The 19,762-nt window shown below is 62.9% G+C and carries 16 protein-coding genes and 5 pseudogenes (1 of these 21 running past the window's edge); 11 read left to right on the plus strand and 10 right to left on the minus strand.

The features are described from left to right. The 5 genes from tgt to LAJ19_RS00210 form a co-directional block, all read left to right on the plus strand. Positions 1–357, plus strand: partial view of a tRNA guanosine(34) transglycosylase Tgt gene (tgt, locus tag LAJ19_RS00190; RefSeq protein ID WP_225476343.1) — the end only. It extends 843 nt beyond the left edge of the window; 357 of the gene's 1,200 nt are visible here — the last part of the coding sequence; its start codon lies off the left edge, out of view; the stop codon is at positions 355–357. A 281-nt stretch (positions 358–638) separates the two neighbouring features. Further along, a complete protein-coding gene (locus LAJ19_RS00195; RefSeq protein WP_225476344.1) occupies positions 639–3,638 on the plus strand; it encodes an S-layer homology domain-containing protein in 3,000 nt (999 codons plus the stop codon). A 110-nt stretch (positions 3,639–3,748) separates the two neighbouring features. Next, a complete protein-coding gene (locus tag LAJ19_RS00200; protein ID WP_225476345.1) occupies positions 3,749–4,690 on the plus strand; it encodes a manganese-dependent inorganic pyrophosphatase in 942 nt (313 codons plus the stop codon). A 56-nt stretch (positions 4,691–4,746) separates the two neighbouring features. Then, complete coding sequence (locus tag LAJ19_RS00205) at positions 4,747–6,018, plus strand: bifunctional folylpolyglutamate synthase/dihydrofolate synthase (RefSeq protein ID WP_225476346.1); 1,272 nt, start codon at positions 4,747–4,749, stop codon at positions 6,016–6,018. Between the two features lie 52 nt (positions 6,019–6,070). Then, positions 6,071–7,570, plus strand: a complete 1,500-nt coding sequence (locus LAJ19_RS00210) for a carboxypeptidase M32 (protein ID WP_225476347.1) — start codon at positions 6,071–6,073, stop codon at positions 7,568–7,570. A 58-nt stretch (positions 7,571–7,628) separates the two neighbouring features. On the opposite strand, the gene LAJ19_RS00215 is transcribed toward LAJ19_RS00210, so the two are convergent. Then, on the minus strand, positions 7,629–7,880 hold the full coding sequence (locus LAJ19_RS00215; protein WP_225476348.1) for a hypothetical protein: 252 nt from the start codon (positions 7,878–7,880) through the stop codon (positions 7,629–7,631). Between the two features lie 281 nt (positions 7,881–8,161). On the opposite strand from LAJ19_RS00215, the gene LAJ19_RS00220 reads away from it, so the two are divergent. After that, positions 8,162–8,551 (plus strand): helix-turn-helix domain-containing protein, encoded by a 390-nt coding sequence (locus LAJ19_RS00220; RefSeq protein WP_225476349.1) that lies wholly within the window; start codon positions 8,162–8,164, stop codon positions 8,549–8,551. A gap of 65 nt (positions 8,552–8,616) precedes the next feature. On the opposite strand, the gene LAJ19_RS00225 is transcribed toward LAJ19_RS00220, so the two are convergent. The 5 genes and pseudogenes from LAJ19_RS00225 to LAJ19_RS21990 all read right to left on the minus strand — a co-directional run. Then, positions 8,617–10,215 (minus strand): polymer-forming cytoskeletal protein, encoded by a 1,599-nt coding sequence (locus tag LAJ19_RS00225; protein WP_225476350.1) that lies wholly within the window; start codon positions 10,213–10,215, stop codon positions 8,617–8,619. Positions 10,216–10,255: 40 nt separating this feature from the next. Beyond that, complete coding sequence (moaC, locus tag LAJ19_RS00230) at positions 10,256–10,747, minus strand: cyclic pyranopterin monophosphate synthase MoaC (protein ID WP_225476351.1); 492 nt, start codon at positions 10,745–10,747, stop codon at positions 10,256–10,258. A gap of 2 nt (positions 10,748–10,749) precedes the next feature. Next, positions 10,750–11,355, minus strand: a complete 606-nt coding sequence (locus tag LAJ19_RS00235; RefSeq protein ID WP_225476352.1) for a DUF177 domain-containing protein — start codon at positions 11,353–11,355, stop codon at positions 10,750–10,752. 72 nt (positions 11,356–11,427) lie between these two features. Beyond that, on the minus strand, positions 11,428–12,486 hold the full coding sequence (locus LAJ19_RS00240) for a glucose-1-phosphate thymidylyltransferase (RefSeq protein WP_225476353.1): 1,059 nt from the start codon (positions 12,484–12,486) through the stop codon (positions 11,428–11,430). 149 nt (positions 12,487–12,635) lie between these two features. Further along, positions 12,636–12,785: pseudogene (locus LAJ19_RS21990) on the minus strand (IS701 family transposase); the annotation flags it as partial. Positions 12,786–12,868: 83 nt separating this feature from the next. On the opposite strand from LAJ19_RS21990, the gene LAJ19_RS00245 reads away from it, so the two are divergent. From LAJ19_RS00245 to LAJ19_RS00255, 3 genes and pseudogenes are all read left to right on the plus strand, one after another. Continuing rightward, the gene (locus LAJ19_RS00245) at positions 12,869–13,174 is read left to right on the plus strand and encodes a transposase (protein WP_225476354.1); all 306 of its coding nucleotides are present in this window, start codon (positions 12,869–12,871) and stop codon (positions 13,172–13,174) included. Between the two features lie 38 nt (positions 13,175–13,212). Next, positions 13,213–13,389 (plus strand): IS3 family transposase, encoded by a 177-nt coding sequence (locus LAJ19_RS21995; RefSeq protein ID WP_225477880.1) that lies wholly within the window; start codon positions 13,213–13,215, stop codon positions 13,387–13,389. A gap of 60 nt (positions 13,390–13,449) precedes the next feature. Further along, a pseudogene (locus LAJ19_RS00255) lies at positions 13,450–14,001 on the plus strand (integrase core domain-containing protein). 75 nt (positions 14,002–14,076) lie between these two features. Here the strand turns inward: LAJ19_RS00255 and LAJ19_RS00260 are convergent. Continuing rightward, positions 14,077–14,648, minus strand: a pseudogene (locus LAJ19_RS00260) (transposase); the annotation flags it as partial. A 70-nt stretch (positions 14,649–14,718) separates the two neighbouring features. Beyond that, positions 14,719–15,189 (minus strand): annotated as a pseudogene (locus LAJ19_RS00265) (transposase family protein); the annotation flags it as partial. A gap of 281 nt (positions 15,190–15,470) precedes the next feature. Between LAJ19_RS00265 and LAJ19_RS00270 the strand changes: the two are divergent. Then, positions 15,471–15,899, plus strand: a complete 429-nt coding sequence (locus tag LAJ19_RS00270) for a hypothetical protein (protein WP_225476356.1) — start codon at positions 15,471–15,473, stop codon at positions 15,897–15,899. A 27-nt stretch (positions 15,900–15,926) separates the two neighbouring features. Here the strand turns inward: LAJ19_RS00270 and LAJ19_RS00275 are convergent, their stop codons facing one another. Together LAJ19_RS00275 and LAJ19_RS00280 are read right to left on the minus strand one after the other, a co-directional pair. After that, positions 15,927–16,484, minus strand: coding sequence for a septum formation initiator family protein (locus LAJ19_RS00275; RefSeq protein ID WP_225476357.1), 558 nt, complete (start codon positions 16,482–16,484; stop codon positions 15,927–15,929). Between the two features lie 79 nt (positions 16,485–16,563). After that, a pseudogene (locus tag LAJ19_RS00280) lies at positions 16,564–17,572 on the minus strand (IS630 family transposase). Positions 17,573–18,092: 520 nt separating this feature from the next. Between LAJ19_RS00280 and LAJ19_RS00285 the strand changes: the two are divergent. Next, positions 18,093–19,736, plus strand: a complete 1,644-nt coding sequence (locus LAJ19_RS00285) for a tyrosine-protein kinase domain-containing protein (protein ID WP_225476358.1) — start codon at positions 18,093–18,095, stop codon at positions 19,734–19,736. The last annotated feature ends 26 nt before the right edge of the window (positions 19,737–19,762 follow it).

Raw genomic sequence — 19,762 nt, forward strand, 5'->3', positions numbered from 1 at the left:
CGCCTTAACATGAACTCCAGCGCTCCGCGGACGGCGCTGACTCCTCTTGATGTGGCCTGCGACTGCTATACCTGTCGGAATTACACGCGGGCGTATCTCGCGCACCTTATCCGTGCAGAGGAGATGCTTGGGCCGCGAATGCTTTCGCTGCACAACCTGCGGTACCTGCACCGGCTGGTGGAACGGGCCAGCGCAGCAATTGTGGCGGGGACGTTCAGTGCGTGGGCTTCAGAGTGGAGTGAACGATATTTCAAGGGGAAGGTCCCAGCCTGGTTCAGCACTGCCCTGCATCATGGTCAACAGGCGCTGCCACATGTTTCTAGGGAATCCCATGCACCTAAAATGAATAGTAATTAACCTTATACATTCTTAGTCTTTCTTCACGTCCTGATCAGGAATGCGTCATATCGCCTAGAATAACGGGTTTATGCCCCTCTCAGGGTTGACCACGTCTCTTTCATGCCTGTATCATCCGCCTGATCTGACCCTTCCGAACCGACAGGCGAAGAAGATCAGGTTGCGCGAAGGAACACTGGAACGGCGAACTACCCTGGGAGAGGAAACCCGGCAACTCGCCCCACCGTCAACTTCAGAGCCGAGAACGTGCTCCGCCGCGCGACGACCTTTTGGGGGTTCATATGAAGAAAAGCCTGCTCGTTCTCACCGCCGCGCTGTCCTTCGGCGTTGCAGCCGCACAGACGGCCGCACCCGCAAGCGCACCCCAGGTGCCCGCGCTGACCGACGTCCCCGCCGGTCACTGGGCCAAGGACGCCATCGACCGTCTGGTCGCCCAGGGCATCCTGCTCGGCTACCCCGACGGCACCTTCCGCGGCACGCAGAACCTGACCCGCTACGAAGCCGCCGTGATCATCGCCCGTCTGCTCGACCAGATGAAGACCGGCGAAGTCGCCCCCAGTGAGATCGACCCCGAAACCCTGACCGCGCTGCAGAACGCGATCCAGGAACTCGCGGCCGACCTCGCTGCCCTCGGCGTGCGCGTCAGCGACCTCGAAGAGAATGCCGTCAGCCGCGACGACTTTGCCCGCCTGGAAGAACGCGTCGAAATGCTCGCCGCCGCCAGCGGTGACGCCGAAGCGCTCGCCGGCCTCACCAGCCAGATCGACGACCTCGTGGCCCGCGCCGACGACTACGACACCCTTCGTGCCGACGTCGACGACAACGCCAGCAGCATCGCCGCCCTGAACGACCTGACCGTCCTCCTGAACCAGGACATCCTGAACCTCCAGGACCGCGTCAGCGCCGTGGAAGCCGCGCAGGCCGACCTGGTCGCCCGCGCCGACTTCGACACCCTCGCCGGCCGCGTTACCACCGTCGAGACCAAAGTCACCAGCCTCGACAACCGCGTGGCCCAGCTGGAGAAGTACGCCTTCAGCATCAAGCCCAGCCTCAGCGCCACCTACTACGTGGCCCGCGCCGAGCGCAACATGGACTTCGACCGCCTGCTGCCCGGCACGGTCTTCGGCACTGGTGACGATGGCGACTCGGCTACCGTTGATACCGCTGTGGACTACCTCGACCTGACCGGCGGCCGGGTGCTCGCGGTGAACGACGCGGCGAACTTCTACGGCTTCTCCGGCGCTGGGAACCTGCCCAACGGTGCGGTGCGCGTCGAAGGCAACACGACCATCAGCTTCGGCATCACCTTCAGCAACAGCGGCCGCTTCGATACGAGCAAGAGCGGCGTCACCGGCGTGTACGTTCCCGGGGCTGGCGGCCTGAACGTCAACTCCGTGGACATCAACTTCGGGATTCGCGCTGGCCTGCCTACCGCTGATCCCCGTTATCCTGACGTAACCCAGGACGGCGTGACCTACCGCCCCCTGTTCTTCTACTTCAGCAACGCCACCACCAAGTTCACTGTTGGCAACGCGCCCGTGACCGTGACCTTCGGCAAAGCCCTGAAGTTCAAGTTCGCTGACTACATCGGCGATAACGACGCGATCGGCCGCGGCGACGGCTTCATCGTGAACGTTGACGGCAGCACCCTGCCCGTGATCGGCGCATTCAAGCCCACCCTGACCGGCGTGTACGGCAGCCGTGGCGGCGCCAACGGTGACAACCTGTACTACCGCGGCGTGCGCGCCACCATCACTCCGGTGGGCACGCTGACCGCCGGTGTGCACGTGCTGCAGGAAGGCTCCGACGCCTTCGGTCAGCCCGCCGGCCAGCCCAACGACGTGACCGCCTTCGGCACTGACCTGCACGGTACGCTCGCCGGCTGGCAGGTGGACAGCGAGTACGCCACCAGCCGCATCTACCCCAGCCGTCTGGCCGGCGCCGCCGCCACCGACGTGGAAGTCGAGAACGCCTTCTACGCCCGCACCAGCGGCACCATCGGCCCGGTCAAGGTGTACACCCTGAACTACCGCTCCGTTAGCGCCCGCTACGACGCGACGGCTGGCATCATGGAAGCCAACCCCACCGCTGACAACAGCACTGCCCCCTACCCCGCGAACCGCACCGGCTTTGGCGTGAAGGCCCGCGCGGCTTTCGGCCCGGTCGCCGTGGGCGGCTACTGGGACAACAGCGTGGCGTACGGCCAGAGCCCCATGGACACCGCCACTGAGCCCACCGCCATCGTGGACCGTGGCGTTGCAGCCAAGCTGAACGTGTTTAACTTGGTCACCGTGCGCGGCGGCTACTACGAGTACATGGCAAACGCCCAGGCCCCTATCGGTGCCGCCTATCAGAACAAGGCTGGCGTCCGGTACGCCGTGCGTGCAGACGTGACCCCCGGCCTGGGCTTCAGCGTTGGCGCCTTCTACCGCAACGTCTCCCTGGACGGCATCAACCGTGCCAGCAGTGACGGTGGCCTGTTCAGCAACAGCACCTCTGCCGGCAGCAACGAGTTCGGTCTGGCGACCAACGAACTGGACAGCAACACCTGCCCCACCAGCACCTGCTACAGCGAGTACGGCGTCGAAGTGAAGCACAACGGCAAGGACCCGGCCGCGCTCGTCAAGGGCCTGGACCTGACCCTCGGCTTCGCTGCTCGCTACCGCACGGTGAATGACAGCTACAGCAACAACGTGGTGTACGGCACCGCCAGTTACAGCACCAAGCTGGGTGTGGCCAACATCAACACCAACATCGGCTTTGAAACCAGCACCTTCGACGCCACCGACACGGCCCGCAACACCACCCGTGTTAACGGCACCCTGGACATCAAGACCGACACGCTCAACACGGTCTTCAAGCCCAGCTTCGAAGCCTACGTCAAGGCGTACAGCAAGCAGTACACCAACAACCTCGACACCGCCACTCCCAACTTCACCGCGTCGGACGTCACCTACCGCGTGGGCGTGAAGCTCAACGAGTTCCTGCTCCCCAACACCAAGCTGGCCGTGTACTACGCCGGTTACCAGGGCACGAACCGCGCCTACAGCCCGTACGTGGCCGCCAGCAACACTGCCGGTGGATTCATTGATCAGTACAACGGCAACCGCACCGTCAGCCAGAACCTGGTGTACGTGGAAGCCAACTACTACGACCTGTCCTTTGGCTACGGGTACGGCACCCTGGGCCTCAGCGCTCTGAACGGCAACAGCACCGGCGTCGATGCTGCCCGCAGTGCTAAAGGTTCAGTCTTCAAGATCAACTACAAGGTCAGCTTCTAAAGTCTGGTCTTCTGAACCCCCAGGTTCAGCCAGAAACCCCCGCCAAGCGCGGGGGTTTCTTGTGCGGTCAGGATCCTGCGCCCTGGACAGTGAATGAGTAGAATCCTTATATGCTTGCTGTTTTCGGTCACCTGAATCCCGACACCGACGCCATCACGGCCGCCCTTGTCTACGCCCACCTTCTGACCCGGCAGGGGGTGCAGGCGCAGGCTTACCGTTTGGGCGAACTGAACTTTGAAACGGCGTTCGTTCTCCGTGAAGCAGGTATGCAGGCCCCTGCGCTGCTTCCGGAGCTGCCGGCTGGGACGGCAGTGGCCCTGGTAGACCACAACGAGAGCGCCCAGTCTGCTCCGAACCTGAGCGAACTGAACGTGACGCGGGTGGTAGACCATCACAAGCTGGGGGACCTGACGACCACCCAGCCGCCGTACCTGAGGTTCGAGCCGGTAGGATGCACTGGGACCATCCTGCTCAAGCTGCACCGTGAGGCGGGCCTGGAGGTGGATGTGCTGGACGCGCGACTGATGCTGAGCGCAATTCTGAGTGACACGCTGCACTTCCGCAGTCCGACGACGACCGCTGATGACCAGGACGCGGTCGCGTTCCTGGCGCCTGTAGCAGGCATTGAGGACGTGGAGACGTATGCACTGGCGATGTTCGCGGCAAAGAGTGACCTGGGGGACACCCCTGCGGAAACGCTGCTGCGCATGGATTACAAGGTGTTCCCCTTCGGGCATCCGGGTGCGCCTCAGCAGTGGGGAATTGGCGTGATTGAAACCACGAATCCCGCGTACGTGTTCGGACGTCAGGCTGAACTGCTGCGGGCCATGGACGCGGTGAAGGCAGAGGACGGCCTGAACGGCGTGCTGCTGAGTGTGGTGGACATCCTGAACGGCACCAACCGGACGTTGGTGTTGAGTGCCACGGAGGAGAAGGTGCTGCGTGAGGCGTTCGGCGCTTCGGCAGGTGAGCAGGTGGCGGATCTGGGTGCGCGCATCAGCCGCAAGAAGCAGATCGTGCCGGCCCTGGAGGAGTACTTCAACCAGGCCTGACACTGGGAGTGCGGAGGGTCCAGGTTCGCCTGGGCCTCTTCTTTTATGCTGAGGGGATGACGGTCGACGGAAGCCTGCGGGCAGATCTGGAGTGGTTGTTTGCGCGGCAGCGGTTCGGAGTGCATCCGGGACTGTCACGTGTCGCGGCGCTGCTGGCGCGGCTGGGTTCGCCTCAGCGGACGTTCCGGTCGGTGCTGGTGGGTGGTACGAACGGGAAGGGCTCTACTGCGGCGACGCTGGCGGCCATGCTGTACGCCGGGGGGATGCGGCCGGGGCTGTTCACCAGTCCTCACCTGACGCGGTTTACGGAACGGTTTGTGGCGGCGGGCCACGAGGTGCCGGAGGGGGTGCTGGGCGCGGCGCTCGCGCGGGTGCGGCCTGAGGCGGAGGCGGTGGAGGCGTCCTTCTTTGAGATCGTGACGGCGCTGGGCGCGCTGGTGTTCGCCGAGGCGCACGTGGACGTGGCCGTGATGGAAGTGGGACTGGGTGGGCGCCTGGACGCAACGAACGTGCTGGACCCGGTGCTGTCGGTGCTGACGAATGTGGGTCTGGACCACACGGAGGTTCTGGGCGGCACCCTGGAAGCCATTGCTGGGGAGAAGGCGGGCATTCTGCGGGCGGGCCGTCCGGCGGTGACGGGTGTGGACGCGGCGCTGTTGCCGGTCCTGCGGGCGCAGCGCGCGGACCTGTGGGCCCTGGGGCAGGACATCGGGCTGGATGTGATCCCCCGGGGCTGGGAGGGGTCGGACGTGACGGTCCGCACCCCGGCTGGCCGCCTGACCGTGCAGACGCCGCTGCTGGGATCACACGGGGCTGTGAATGCCGCGCTGGCGGCGGTGGCAGCCCAGCGGCTCGGGGTGGCCGACGCGGCCATTCAGGCGGGCGCGCAGGCGGTGGTCTGGCCGGGCCGTCTGGAGGTGCTGGGCTGGCGGGGCCGGCGGCTGGTGCTCGACGGGGCGCACAATCCGGATGGCGCGCGGGCGCTGAGCGCCACCTTGAGGGGCCTGGGTGCGGAGCAACTGCCGGTGGTGTTCGGGGGGGCAGGCGACAAGGACCTCCTGGGGGTGGCTGAGGCGCTGCGTCCCCTGGCCTCCCATGTGATCCTGACCCGCGCCCGGCTGAGTCCCCGGGCCGCGGCACCAGAGGCTCTGGCGGCTCTGTTTCCGGGGGTCCCGGTGACGGTGACGGACGGCCCGGCAGAGGCCCTGGAGGTTCTCGGGCCTCTGCCGGGCGACCTGGCCTTGGTGTGCGGCAGTCTGTACCTGCTGGGTGAGGTGCGGCCTCTGCTGCTGGGTGAGGTGTCCGAATCTCGTGAACGCTGGCAGTAGGGCGTTACGTCATCTGGCGGAGGGGTCGCGGGCGGACGCTACGCTGGTCACCATGACCTTTAATGACCTTAAACGCCGTCTGGGGCAGATCAGTGACCTGAATGCCGCTGCGGGCCTGCTGTCGTGGGAGCAGGAGACGTTCATGCCGCCCGAGGCGGCCCGGGTGCGGGGCCTGCAGCTGGCCACCCTGGCGGGCCTGTCGCATGAGCTGTTCACCGCCGCGGAGACCGCGCAGCTGCTGGGTGAAGCGCAACCGGGCACTGAGGCGGACGCTGCGGTGCTCCGCGTGGCGCGGCGGGATTTCGAGAAGGCCACGAAGTTACCCACGGCGTTTGTGGAGAAGCAGGCCCGCGCGCAGAATGAGGCGCACCATGCGTGGCTGGACGCCCGGGCCCGCAGTGATTTTGCGGCGTTTGCGCCGTATCTGGAACGCATGCTGAATCTTGCGCGGCGGCAGGCGGACCTGATGGGCTTTGAGGAGCATCCGTACGACGCGTTACTTGACGATTACGAGCCGGGCATGCGGGCGTCACAGGTGAAGACGGTTTTCGCGGATCTGCGTGACCGGACGCTGCCGCTGCTCAGACGCATTCGGGCCGCAGGTGACGCGGCGGACTACAGCGTGCTGACACGGCCCTTCCCGGCCGAAGCACAGAAGGCGTTTGCGTGGCGCGTGGCGGGCGAAGCGTTCGGCCTGCTGGGGTCGTTCGCGCGGCAGGATGAGAGTGCACATCCCTTCCAGTCGAATTTCAGCCGCAGTGATATCCGCATTACCACGCGCGTTGAGCCGTACTGGCCGGCGTGCCTGTTCGGTACGTGGCATGAGGCGGGCCACGCCATGTACGAGCGGGGCGTGGCAGACCGCTGGGAACGCACGCCCGTGTCCCGGGGCGCGAGCCTGGGCGTGCATGAGAGTCAGTCGCGGATGTTCGAGAATCTGCTGGGACGCAGCCTGCCCTTCTGGGAGCGGTACTTCCCGGAGTTGCAGGCGGCGGCGCCGCAGGTAACCGAGGGTCTGGATGCGCGCGCCCTGTACCGTGCAGTGAACCGCGTGAACCCCAGCCTGATCCGCGTGGAAGCCGACGAGGTCACGTACAACTTCCACATCATGCTGCGCTTTGAACTGGAGCTGGCCCTGCTGGACGGCAGCCTGGCCGTGCGTGACCTGCCTGAGGCCTGGAACGCGAGGATGCAGGAGTACCTGGGCCTGACGCCGCCGGATGACGCTCGCGGGGTGCTGCAGGACATTCACTGGTCAGCGGGGCTGATCGGGTACTTTCCGACCTATACCCTGGGGAACCTGCTGAGTGTGCAGCTGCTGGAGGCCGCGCGGCGGGATGAGGCTGTGGCGGCAGGCGTGGACCGGGCTGAGTACGGGCCGCTGCGGGCGTGGCTGGCGCAGCAGGTGCATCAGCATGGACGCAGCCTGACGCCAGTGGAGCTGACGGTGCAGGCGACCGGGCAGCCACTCACCGCTGATCCGTACGTGGCCTATCTCCACCGGAAATATGGCGAGATTTACAGCCTGAATGGGGACGGCCCCCAGGCCTGAGACAGAGGCGCAAACAGAAAGGCCGGCTGCTGAAGCCGGCCTTCGTTGCGGCGCTGGTTCAGACGGCCTGTCGGCGCTGGGCGCTGGTGATCAGGTAGGCGCGCGCGGAGTTCAGCCAGGTCTGGGCCAGGTCGCTGTGCGGGTGCTGGCGGTCGCGCATGCCCTGCACGCTCAGGTGCAGCTGTCGTTCGATACGGCGTACGGCGCCCAGACCGCCTTCGTTTTCAACCTGGATGAAGGTGTTCAGCAGGGTGGTGGGGTGAGCGTAACCGGTGCGGATGCTTTCGGCAATGGTGTCCAGGGCGCGCATGGGTGGTGCTCCTTCCTGCCGGAACGGGCAGCGAGGTAAAACGGAGTGAGATTCTGTTGAGGGCGAATCCTTCTTGTGATTACGATCTTAGCAGAGCGAATCGTGAAGGGCAAGAAGGATTAACCCTCATTCTGTCTTGACCGTACCAAAGGTGGGTGTTACACTCCAACCAAGGCTGCCCGATTCTGCCCACAGGCAACCCCCTCCGGGCAGAAATCAGCCCCAGGCGGCACGCGCTCCAACCCGGACGTGAGGCCACGCCGCAGCCGAGGAGGTGAAATATGAAACTGCACGAAAGACTCCGCGAACTGCGCAGCGAACGCGGGCTGCGGCTCAAGGACGTTGCCGAAACGGCCGGGATCAGCGTCCCGTACCTGAGCGACCTCGAGCGTGGCCGCACCAACCCCAGCCTGGAAACCCTTCAGACCCTGGCCGGTGCGTACGCGATCACCGTTCACGACCTGCTCGAAGGGGTCGAATTCTACGGCGCGTCCACCGAGGGCGCCCTGCCCAAAGGCCTGGCTGACCTTGTCGCGGACCCCATCCTGGGCCCGCAGATCACGCCCGACTGGGTCCGCACCCTGTCCCGCATCGAACTGCGCGGCAAACGTCCCCGTGACAAACAGGACTGGTACGAGATCTACCTGCACCTGAAACGCATCCTGAACTGAGGTTCAGTTCCCAATTACACGTGCCGCCTCCCGACTTTGGGAAGCGGCACGTGTCACTGCGGGGTTCAGGGGGCGCGGTCCAGCCCCCCGACCTGACGCGTCAACAGCAGCGTTCCCGCGCCCCACGTGCCCCCTATCAGCGCCAGCGCGAAGGCCAGTGGGGGCACGCTCAGGCTGGCCGCCACCACACTCAGGCCCACCAGCGCTCCCACCGCGTCCGGCACCGGTAGGTGCACCCGGCTGGCCACGGCCCGCCCCGCGTCATACGCGCTGACACTCAGGCCCACGGCCAGCAGCACGCCCGTCAGCGCCGCTGCCAGCAGCGCGGGACCCAGCAGACCGGCCAGTGCCAGACCACCAGCCGGCCCGATCAGCGCGGCCAGGGCCAGCACCCCCAGCGCCAGCGTCCGCACCGGCGCGTGCCGCTGCCGCCGCGCCAGCAGAGGCGCCAGACCCGACACGAACAGCAGCAGCAGCGCTCCACCCGTCAGGGCCACAAACACCCGCGGCCATGCGGCGCTCCCCAGCCACCCCAGCACCGGGCGGAACGCTGCCGCCGTCACCGCCGCGACGCCCTGAGGCGGCCGCACCTGAACGGCTTCCCGGTCCCCTGGCGCGTAACCCAGCAGGGCGCTCACGTGCCCCTGCACCTGTGCCCCTGGCGCGCGGTACACATCTCCCAGCAGCGTCACCACTTCACCCTTCACCTGCGCGGACGCCCGTAACGTGACACTCCCACCCACGGCGATCACATTCCCGGCCACCGGACCGCTGATCACCACGTTCTGCCCGAAGGTCATCGTCCCCCGGGACGCCACGCCGTACAGCGCCGGCAGGGTCAGCAGCGCACTCAGGGCGAACGCCGCTCCGCCCAGACGCTGCATCCCCGGACCCGGACGCCACGTTACCAACGCACTGGTCAGCAGCACCAGGGCCAGGCCGGCCCCCGCCAGGGGAGACACCTGGGCCAGCAGGGTCTGCACGACCAGCGCGCCCGCGGCCAGATTGCCCCAGACGCTCGACACAGCCAGCAGCGTCAAGGCCAGCAGCAACGACACCACCATCACCAGCGGCGCCGGGTTGCGCGGACGCGACCCGATCAGCGCGGCCCCGGGCTGTGGGGCAAGCGCGGCTGGCGTGGCGTCCGCCGCGATGCGGTGGGCCACCTGTGCTGCGACACTCTGCGGCCCCGCCAGCACCGGAGGCAGAACCCGCGACACGCCAACCTCCTGCGCCACTGCGCGCGCCACACTGCGGGGCATCACGAGCGACTGCTGCAGGACCGCGGCCAGACGAACGTCAGCGGCCACCTGCGCCGCCACGCTGCGGGGCGGGGCAGGGGAGAGGGTCAGCGCCCGGTCCACCCGCAGGTCCGCAACGACCGCGGCCGCCACCGAGCGGGGCAGGGTCGGCGCCTGCTGCGCCAGCTGGTGCCGCCACGCAATCTCCTGCGCCACAGGCGCCGCCACGCTCCGTGGCAGGTCCGGCCGCCGGGAGAGCGCCGCCGGAACCCGGTCCAGCCGCTCCCGTTGCTCCTGCACTGCGACAGCAGGAAGAGCCGCGAGCCGCGCCGCCTCTGTGGGCGTCAGGTCCCCATCGGCCTCACGGTGCAGAAGATCCAGCCACTCCGGACCGCCCGCCGAATTGAGAGTCTCCACGCCCATACGTTCCCTCTACGTTGAAGAGCCCCGGCGGGTTCCCGCGTCACTCGTCTGCGGAGGTCCCGGCCGCCACATACGCGCCGCTCTTGCCGCCCACCTTGCTCAGCAGCCGCACACCCGTGATCTCAATGGCCTTGCTGGCCGCCTTCAGCATGTCGTACACGTTCAGCGCCGCAACCGTCACGGCCGTCAGCGCCTCCATTTCCACGCCTGTTGGCGCCGTGGTACGAACCCGCGCCCATACGCGCACCCCGGCGTCCTCCAGCGTTACGCGCACCTCTGCGCCAGACACCGGAATGGGATGACACAACGTCACCAGGTCCGCGGTGCGCTTGCTGCCCGCCAGCCCCGCCAGGCGGGCCACCACCAGCGGGTCACCTTTGGGGTTCGTGCCCTGTTCGAGGGCAGTCCGCGCCTCTACAGGTAACTTCACCCAGGCTTCAGCCGTGGCCTCACGGACCGTGGCGACCTTCTCCGAGACGTCCACCATGCGCGGCAGCCCGTCACGGAAGTGCGTGAGTTCCGGTGCACTCACCGTCACTCCTCCGGCAGCTTCAGATCCGCAAGCGCCGCAAACGGATTCTGCCGCGCGTGCAGGGAGCCCTCCGGAATGCCCAGGTCATCATCAATCTCCTCAACCGGCACCTGCGCCATGTGCTCACACGGACCCTCATTCAGGTCATGCCCGCACACCTGACACAAGCCTTTACAGGCCTCGTCATGCATCACACTCAGTGGGGCGTTCAGCAGGGTCGTCTCGGCCAGGAACGCGCTCAGGTCCAGTTCTGGCCCCCCAAAGACCAGCAGCTCCTCACCGGAATCCGCCTCCTCCAGGTACGGCGTCTGCACCGACGGGTCGTAACGCATAAGGGTCCCCAGGTTCAGCTCCAGGGGCACCTCGACATCCCGCAGGCAGCGGGCGCACTCCATGATCAGCACCGGCTCGAACGTGCCCTGCAGGTACATCTCATTACTGCCCAGCGCGTTGATATCCACCTCGAACGGCGCAGGACCAGCAAAACGCAGTATCTGCGTCTCGCCGCCCTGCTCGTACTGGAGGTGGTCAAGACTGCCCTCTGCGTGCGCGTCTTCCGAAGAGGACCGCAACAGGGCGCCCAGGTGAATCCGAGGTGAATCCGTCATGCCCCCATGATAGAGCCGCGCACCTCACACAACCCTGCCGCGCACCTCAAAGAACCTTACAGCTCACCCGGTTCAGGCCAGTTCAACGAGACTGCCGTCACTGATGGTCAGGGAGTGCGTACGCGGCACCGTCCGGCCCCCCCGCACCTGCGCCCGCACCCCCACCAGGCAATCCTGAAGGCGCTGACTGACGTTCTCAATGCAGGCTTCCTCATCAATGACGCTGTGTTCCACCTCGGCACCGCGCACCACGGTCCCCCGCCCGATACTCGTGAACGGCCCGATGTACGCGTCCTCAATCACAACGTCCTCTCCCAGGATGACCGGTCCGACAATCTTGCTGCGTACCACCCGGGCTGACGCCGGAACGACCACCCGCCCCGTGATCCTGGACTCCACCACTTCCCCCTGCACGTCCGCCTCAACCCGCTCCAGCAGCAGCCGGTTCGCGTCCAGCAGATCCGCCGGGCGGCCGGTGTCCTTCCACCAGCCCACGACCGACTGGCCCGTCACGGTGCGCCCCTGCTCAATCAACCCCTGAATGCCGTCCGTGATTTCGTACTCCCCACGCGCAGACGGGGGCATGCCTTCCAGAATGCTGAAGATCTCAGGGGTAAAACAGTACAGCCCCGCCACCGCAAGGTTGCTGGGAGGGATTTTGGGTTTCTCCACCAGCTGCGTAATTCTCGACCCGTCAAGCTGAGCGACCCCGAAGGCAGTCGGATCAGGCACTTCCACCAGAGCAATCAGCGCACTCGGCCGCTCCCGCTGGAACTGCTCCACGAACGGCATGGCCCCGGACTCGAACAGGTTGTCGCCCAGATACACGCAGAAATCATCCTGCCCAATCCACTCCCGCGCCATCAGCACAGCGTGTCCCAGCCCCAGCTGCTGCTGCTGGTTGATCAGCGTGATCTGCACGCCCTGCACGTCATGGGTGGCATGCTCAATCGCTTCCCGCGTGATGTCCGACACCACGATGCCCACCTCCGTGATCCCCGCCTCCCGGAGCGTGTGAAGCGCATGTACGATGATCGGCTGTCCCGCTACACGCAACACGGGTTTAGGTCGGGTGTACGTCAGAGGACGAAGCCGGGTACCGAGCCCCGCCGCGGGAATAAGAGCTTTCATAGGAGGCACTCTACCCGGCTGGTCCCCGGCTCACATCTTCAGACCCGACGGTTTTACTTTAAAGTGCGTGTGAAAGACGTGCTGGCGTACGTTTTGTCTACTATCGGGAGTCCGTTGACTGTAGGCATGTTTGATGTCTTGGACAAGGTTTACGCGACATACATCGGAAGTGGACAGCCGCGTCCCACCTGCTGTAGGAGTTGGCGGAGTGGTCGAGGAGGTCGCATGGTCGTGTACGCGTGCCACGCCCGCCACACCCACACAAAAGGTTCCAACCACAGCCTGACCTGACGTAACAGTGGTCCGCCCCCTGAAAACTGGACAGAATGAATTGGAGACTCAGGCTCGCCCCCAGCCGTAGGCTGGAAAGCGAGGCCATGTCATGAGAACCCGTCAGTTCACCGAAGACCAGATCATCAAACGCCTTCAGGACGGCAAAAAAGGCGAGAAGCCGGTTGAGGACCTGTGCCGGGAGTTCGGCTGCAGTCCGGCCTCCTCTTACAGCTGTAAGAAAAAGTACGGTGACACCACACCAGACGAAGCCCGCAGGCTTCGTCGGCTCGAGAAGGAAAATGCCCGTTTGTTGCGAATCGTGGGCCAACAGCGCCTGGAGATCGATGCGATGAAGGACGTGATTGGGAAAAAGCGGTCACGCCCACCCAGAAACGTGCCGTGGTGCAGGAACTGATCACGGCACACGTCAGGCCTGACCGGGCCTGCTTCCTGGTGGGCTTGCCCAAATCCTCCTGGTATTACCGCCCGAAGCCCCGCCAGGACAGCGAGTTCCGACAGCGTCTCCGTGAACTGGCGTTGCTGCATCCTCGTCGGGGTTACCGCTTCATTCACGCCCTCCTGGTCCAGGAGGGCCACCGCATCAATCGCAAGAAGGTCCGGCGCCTCTGACGAGAAGAAGCGCTGACGATCAAGCCCCGCAGGAAGCTCCGCACTGGAGCTTCCGTTCCGATGAGCGCCACATACCCGAACCATGTCTGGACGTACGATTTCATGTTCGACCAGACCCTGGGCCGAGCTACCCTGAAAATCCTGACCGACGAATTTACCCGGCAGTCTCTAGCCGTGCGAGTCGCGGCATCCTTCACCTCCAAGGACCTGCAGAACGTCCTGCACGAAGTTATCGCAGAGCGCGGTGCACCAGGATTCATCCGCAGTGACAACGGACCAGAATTCATCGCCCGTGACCTGGGGATCTGGCTGGCCGTCCAGGACATCGGCACCCGGTTCATCCAACCCGGCAAACCCTGGCAGAACGGTTTTGCCGAGAGTTTTCACTCTCGGCTGAGCGACGAGTGCCTTAACTAGGAGGTGTTCTACTCCGCCAGGCACGCTCAGGTCCTGCTGGATGACTGGCGAGTGTTTTACAACGCCAGACGACCACATTCGTCACTGCAGTACCGCATGCCCGACGAGTTTGCCGAGCAGGCCAGGAGCCGGGCTGCCGTCCCCCTCCGCGGACAGGACACCGCGGAGGATGCCGTCATCCCGACTCCTGGGTGAGCAACGCAGGCCCATGCTGTACCCTTCTCCTGAGCCGAGTCTCTACTCGCATTCGTCCAAACTTTGGGGCCAGCCCAACAGCACACTCCAACCAGGCGGGGGCATAGCCCCCGCCTGAGGCGCATCTTCGTCGGAATCGACAGGTGACCTATCGTCCCACCAGTGCAGAAAGCAAAACGCCGCGCAGACCAAACTCCAGTGGCGCCTCAACGCCACGTCCGAGCGGGCCTGGCAATGCGTCCAGCCCAGATGCTGTTTGACTTCACGATAGGACTGCTCGATCCGGGGACGCCAGGCATACAGCCGCGCCACTTCAAGCGAGGATGCTGGGGGCGTCGACACCCGCACCGGGGACACGTCCTGGTCGCGCTCACGCAGATTGGTGATCAGGTATTGGGTGGTGTCGACCGGGAGTGACACCGGATCCGGTGTCACGACCACCAGTCGCAGCGCGCGACCAGGATCATAGGGTCCCCCAGCCAGTTCTGCACGCCAGAACAGCCGTTCATCTCCATTCGCGAAGGTCCGGGTGAACGGATGCCAGTCGGATGGCACTGCATGCAGCGCCATCCCTCGACGCTACCGGGCTCACCTTGCTCGTGCCACCAGGCGTACGAACGGGGCAACGTCATGACAAAGGTGATCGAGGACCGATTGCGCAGTTGTGCGATGAGTGAATGGGGGTGGCTCAGCCATCCCCATTCACGTTGTGTTCTGTCAGGCCAGCTCGGGGCTCCGATTCAGCGTCCGGAGATTAATCAGGCCCGCAACACAGCCCCAGAACATCCCGTGGCGGCCCGTGTCATTGCGGTAAAACTCCCTACAGATCCGGAACTTTTTGATCTTGCACACGACGTTTTCCACCGTGATACGCACTTTTGAGATCTGGTGATTGAGCTCCCGCTCCGATTCGCCCAACACGCCTCCTTTGGGGCGCATCCTGGGCACAATCAACTCATGCTTCGGGCAGAGCTTCTCCAGGCCGGTCTACCCCCGGTCCCCCCAGAGTCGTACGCCGCGAGGAACGCGCGGGAGCAACCTGGACTGCTTCAGGACTTTCATATCATGGGTGCAACCGCTCGCGGTCGCACTGAGGTGTACGACCAGACCGTCGGGTGTGACCGCGACCTGGGTCTTCAGGGGGTGGGTGCCCTTTTTGACACTGAAGTACTTCTTCTGGTCTTTGGGACCTGACTACCAGTCAAAACTCCTGAGGGTATGAAAAAGTCGGCTCCTGTAGCAACCGTATTGGTGATCAGGATTGCTCGCGGGCTCCCATCACGCGCCAGACGCTGTGCCGCCTGGGTGATGGCGCCCTGAGTCACCTGAAACCCGGTCGTCAGACGCAACACCCGGGCGATGCGGCGCTGCGGGAGACCGACCTCGTGATGCAGCGCCTGGATGGTGGCCGCCAGACGGGGGCCGCACCGGTGGGCCGTGGCCCCGCGTTGGTCCGGTCGGAGATCGGCATGCGCGCCACGCACGGCCTGCCCGCACTGCGGGCAGGCCATCACCGGCACGTGATACGCGGTGATCTGCACGGTCTGAGCGGGCAGATCACTGATCCAGGCGCGGTCATGGCGCGTGAAAATCAACTCGCCGACATCCCCGCAGGCCGTGCAGGTGTTGGGTGTGGGGACGTCCATGACGCGGTCCTCCTGCTCGGGAGCAGGAGGACGCGTGTATGTGAACACCCCCTCACCTGCGCGGCGACCAGCAGTCTTCGGGTGGGCCTTTCGGCTGCCCCGGCTGTGAGGCGCGGCGTACTTGCGCTGCTGTCGCTCCAACTGCTCGATACGCTTCTGGAACTGTTCGATCTGCTCGGCCTGCCGGCGGATGATCTCGTGGAGATCCTGTTCCGTCAACGGCGCAGTCATGCCGATCATCCTCTTCGATGAGCTGGTGTGACCCGACGCGTGGAGACGCTAATCCGATACGGCACTTTGCGCTCTGGGAGACCCAGTCCATGGTACAGACAATCGGGGACCCAACCGGTGGGCCGTCGCGCCCCATTGCGTGCGGCACAGATCAGGATGTTCGCCCCGAACATCCTTGCCACATGTCGGGCAGCGGGTCATGGGCACAGTGTATTGGGTAATCTCGGGTACCCCTGGGGGCAACTCAGTGATCCAGGCCAGATCCGTCTTGTACGCGGCTCGGTCCAGCGGGGGATGGCAGAACACGCAGGTGTTCGCCGGCTCCACGTCGATGACGCACGTGACACAGTCATGCGCTGGAGCGTGTTTGAAGGTGAAGGTCCCTTGCCCCGCTCGGCGCCCGGGTGGCTGGGGATCGGCTTGAGGGGCCTCGCGGCTGTGCGGCGCCACGTACCGTTTCACCTGCTGTTCCAGTTGCTCGAGCCGCTTCTTCAGGCGGGCGTTCTCTTTGATGAGTTGCTTGATCTGCGCGCCCTGCTCGGCAATCTGAACTGCTTGCTCAGCAAGCAGCTCGAGCAACGCTTCGCGAGTCAGCTCCTCCGACATGACCCGAGCCTACCCGACGGCACCTCGGCCTTTCATCCTCACACGGTACCCTGCTCCTGACCGCTGAACCGGGCGCGCGCTATTGATGGCGGCATAAGTTGGCATTCATAAGCTGGCGAGGGAGTTGGATGTACCGGATCCGCTGCCAGGCCGTCACGAGCTTCGCCCTCAAGATGGAGACTGAGCGGGCACAGAAGTTGCCCAGGACATTGCGCTTCACATATGCCCACACCAGCTCGATTGGGTTCAACTCCGGGGCGTACGGTGGCACAAACACCAACGATAGGCGTTCGTGGAGGTCCACGAACGCCTGTATCACTTTCGCGCGGTGAATGCCTGCGTTCTCCAGCACGACGACGATCTCCCCCTGAATGTGGCGCAGGAGATGCTGGAAGAAAAGGGTGACGTCCCCACTGCGAATCGCCCCCGACTTCGTGTGTTGGAAGAAGCGTCCCTCCGACGTGATCGCTCCGATCGTGGACAGCTTCTCCCGGTTCGCCGGCAAGGTGACGAGGGGCGTGACGCCCCTCGTCGCTCACGTCCGTCGCCGCACGCCGTTGAGCGAGAAGCCGACCTCATCCAGGGAGACGAGGGTCGCGCCCTGAGCGACCTTTTTTTTTCAACTCCGGCGCCACTTGTTCCCGCCAGGATGCAATCCGGAGTTCATTGCGCTCAGCGGCCTGTCCATCTGGCATCTGGGGCGTGAACCCTAATTGGCGAAGGATTTTCCGGACATGATCGGGGTGGTACCACACGTCAAAATGCCGCCCGATGAGGTCCGCGACTCGCTTGGTACTCCACGTCGGGTCGGGGAAGCCATGGTGCACCGCACCCTCCCGCAGGATGGTGCGGACCTGATCGAGCTGGGTGGCCGTGAGTCGGGAGGGGCGGCCACTCGTCACGGTCGCCTGAAGAGTGCCCGTGCGCTTCAGGCGCTTCTTCCAGTTGCTGACGGTGTGGACAGAGACACCGAAGTGCTGAGCAATCTCTCGTTGAGCATGCTGCCCGCTCTGAAGCCAGGGGGTCGCGGCCAATCGGCGCTCTTCCAGCTGGGCACGGGAGTACTTGGACGGATGCCATTCGGCCATGCCTTCAGCGTATCAGCACATACTTACGCCGCTATCAATAATCACATACCCCGAGGGCGCTAATCACATACGGGATCGGCGGGTTTTGGGCTGCTCACACACCTCAAACACCGCCGTTTGTCGCGCCAGTTCGCGACCGCTCACACGTTCAGAAATCTCTCCTCCAGCACAGCCTCAACCTGAAGATGGCCGGTACAGAGGAACCGCTGAAACCCTTCGTCATCTGATATGGTAGAGGAGGTGTTAAGAGCCCCTAGAAATAAGGAGACCGCATTTAAGTGACTTTGTAGATCACTAAAGAAATTCTATTGTGTAATGGCGTAAGATTATATTTTAATTAGATTTCTAAGATATGATATTAGAATTCGAGGTTATTTACGATCATCAAATTTATAATATGGTTAACTATAATTTGTATAAAGTTCCTAAATTAAATATAAAAGCGACTTTTTAATTTATTAAAAGCGATAAGATATCTAAGAAATAATTAACCTACCATAGGCTACATAAGGAGCTTTAAATGGAAGAAAATAACCTTAAAATAAGAGATGTTGATCTAGGATTTATAGCTAGGGCTGTTAAAAGGTATCGGATATGGGTTATATTATGTCCAGTTATCTTGGGAATATCTGCTTATACCTTGAGTCGGCAAAGTCCCAAAACTTACGAAGCTTCGGCGGTTTTGTTGGCCACAAACAATGTTACCAGCATTATTTCCGAGCGATCCTCTGATCAAGCTACTGTAAGTGCGCCACCACTTCCAGAGGGTGTCATGGCGCAGGCTCTTCAGAGTGAAGAAGTTGTAAGCGGTGTGATTTTGGGATTAAAAAGAAATAGTTCTATTTCTGATATAGAGAAAAAACGGTTGCTTAATCAATTAACACAAGAGACTAGGGATCAAAAGTTAAAAACTATTTCACTTTCTTCACGTTTGGACTTTAATGGAAACGGTACATACACAGTAACGAGCAAGGCTCGAGAGCCAGAAGCTGCTCGGAAATTATCTAATTTGGTGAGTGAAGCGTTGGTGCGCTGGGATAGAGGTAGAGGATTGGCATCTATCCGTTTGGGTCTAGCTGGATTTGATTCTCAACTAAAGGAAATAGACAAGAGTCTGGCAAGGAAAAATTTAAGTTCTAGAGAACGACAATCATTGCTAAATGGACGTGCACGAGTCCAGGAAAGCAAGGTGCGATTATCAATTTTAGAAAACTCAGCTGTGGGGGTTTTGTCCCCTCTAGTAAGTGCGCAAACTCCACGTTTACCAGTATCACCTAAGCCCCTCCGCAATGCTGTCTTGGCAGTGATCTTAGGACTTGTGCTAACTATTGCTTGTGCCGCAGTGGCAACTATATCTGATCGTACTATTCGCACTGAGGAAGATCTGCTGCCCTTGGGACTTCCGACACTAGCTACCTTGCCACGATTACGTCAGCGCGATGTGCTCTTGCGCGGTATCGTGAGGGCAGCGCGAGAGGCCGGCCTCTATGAGGCTGTGGGTTTCCTGCGGGTTAATTTGTTGGGGATTCTTGTTAATCGTCCTCATCCGGTGGTCATGATGACAAGTACCGCACCTGGAGAGGGGAAGAGTAGCGTCACCGCTACCTTAGCCGATGGCATTGCATCTAGCGGGCAACGAGTGCTAATCATTGACGCTGACCTACGGCGTGGCACTCAAGCAGCAGTCTGGAAGAAATACGATGAGATGGGTACTTGGAAGAAACTGGAGGCAGCAGGAGGTGCCCGCACTACCCAAGAGGCTTTGATGCGGCCCCATGAGATTGAAGTCCTTCAGGTAGAGCCTAATGTGGATATACTTCCTGCCGGGCCAGGAATTACTGACAGCCTAAGCATTCTCAATCAGGCAGACATTTCTCAGGCGTTAAGTATATGGCGTAAACACTATGACGTTGTCCTAATTGATACAGCTCCACTTTTGGCGCTAGCAGATGGGTTAGTGCTTGGACGTCACACCGACGCGGTGATCATGGTGGTCGAATACGGCCAGACCCATATTCACGGCGCAGCTACTGCCATTAGACGGGCTGAGCGTGCCGGACTGAATATCATAGGCTCGGTGATTAATAAAGCAAATCCTCAAGAGGAAAGCAGCTACAACTACTCTTATTCCTATGGCGCCCCAACACAGTCGGGACGGGCATGAGCGTCCAGGGCAAAGGCTGACCGTTA

Source organism: Deinococcus taeanensis, assembly GCF_020229735.1.
GTDB classification, from domain to species: Bacteria; Deinococcota; Deinococci; order Deinococcales; family Deinococcaceae; genus Deinococcus; species Deinococcus taeanensis.

Excerpts from the sequence above, each read along its gene's own strand:
- LAJ19_RS00245 (WP_225476354.1), top strand. The coding sequence starts at position 12,869 with ATGAGAACCCGTCAGTTCACCGAAGACCAGATCATCAAACGCCTTCAG.
- LAJ19_RS00200 (WP_225476345.1), top strand. The coding sequence starts at position 3,749 with ATGCTTGCTGTTTTCGGTCACCTGAATCCCGACACCGACGCCATCACG.
- LAJ19_RS00220 (WP_225476349.1), top strand. The coding sequence starts at position 8,162 with ATGAAACTGCACGAAAGACTCCGCGAACTGCGCAGCGAACGCGGGCTG.
- LAJ19_RS00275 (WP_225476357.1), bottom strand. The coding sequence starts at position 16,484 with ATGTCGGAGGAGCTGACTCGCGAAGCGTTGCTCGAGCTGCTTGCTGAG.
- LAJ19_RS00210 (WP_225476347.1), top strand. The coding sequence starts at position 6,071 with ATGACCTTTAATGACCTTAAACGCCGTCTGGGGCAGATCAGTGACCTG.
- LAJ19_RS00225 (WP_225476350.1), bottom strand. The coding sequence starts at position 10,215 with ATGGGCGTGGAGACTCTCAATTCGGCGGGCGGTCCGGAGTGGCTGGAT.
- LAJ19_RS00270 (WP_225476356.1), top strand. The coding sequence starts at position 15,471 with ATGCGCGCCACGCACGGCCTGCCCGCACTGCGGGCAGGCCATCACCGG.
- LAJ19_RS00235 (WP_225476352.1), bottom strand. The coding sequence starts at position 11,355 with ATGACGGATTCACCTCGGATTCACCTGGGCGCCCTGTTGCGGTCCTCT.
- LAJ19_RS00205 (WP_225476346.1), top strand. The coding sequence starts at position 4,747 with ATGACGGTCGACGGAAGCCTGCGGGCAGATCTGGAGTGGTTGTTTGCG.
- LAJ19_RS00240 (WP_225476353.1), bottom strand. The coding sequence starts at position 12,486 with ATGAAAGCTCTTATTCCCGCGGCGGGGCTCGGTACCCGGCTTCGTCCT.
- LAJ19_RS00285 (WP_225476358.1), top strand. The coding sequence starts at position 18,093 with ATGGAAGAAAATAACCTTAAAATAAGAGATGTTGATCTAGGATTTATA.
- LAJ19_RS00195 (WP_225476344.1), top strand. The coding sequence starts at position 639 with ATGAAGAAAAGCCTGCTCGTTCTCACCGCCGCGCTGTCCTTCGGCGTT.
- LAJ19_RS00215 (WP_225476348.1), bottom strand. The coding sequence starts at position 7,880 with ATGCGCGCCCTGGACACCATTGCCGAAAGCATCCGCACCGGTTACGCT.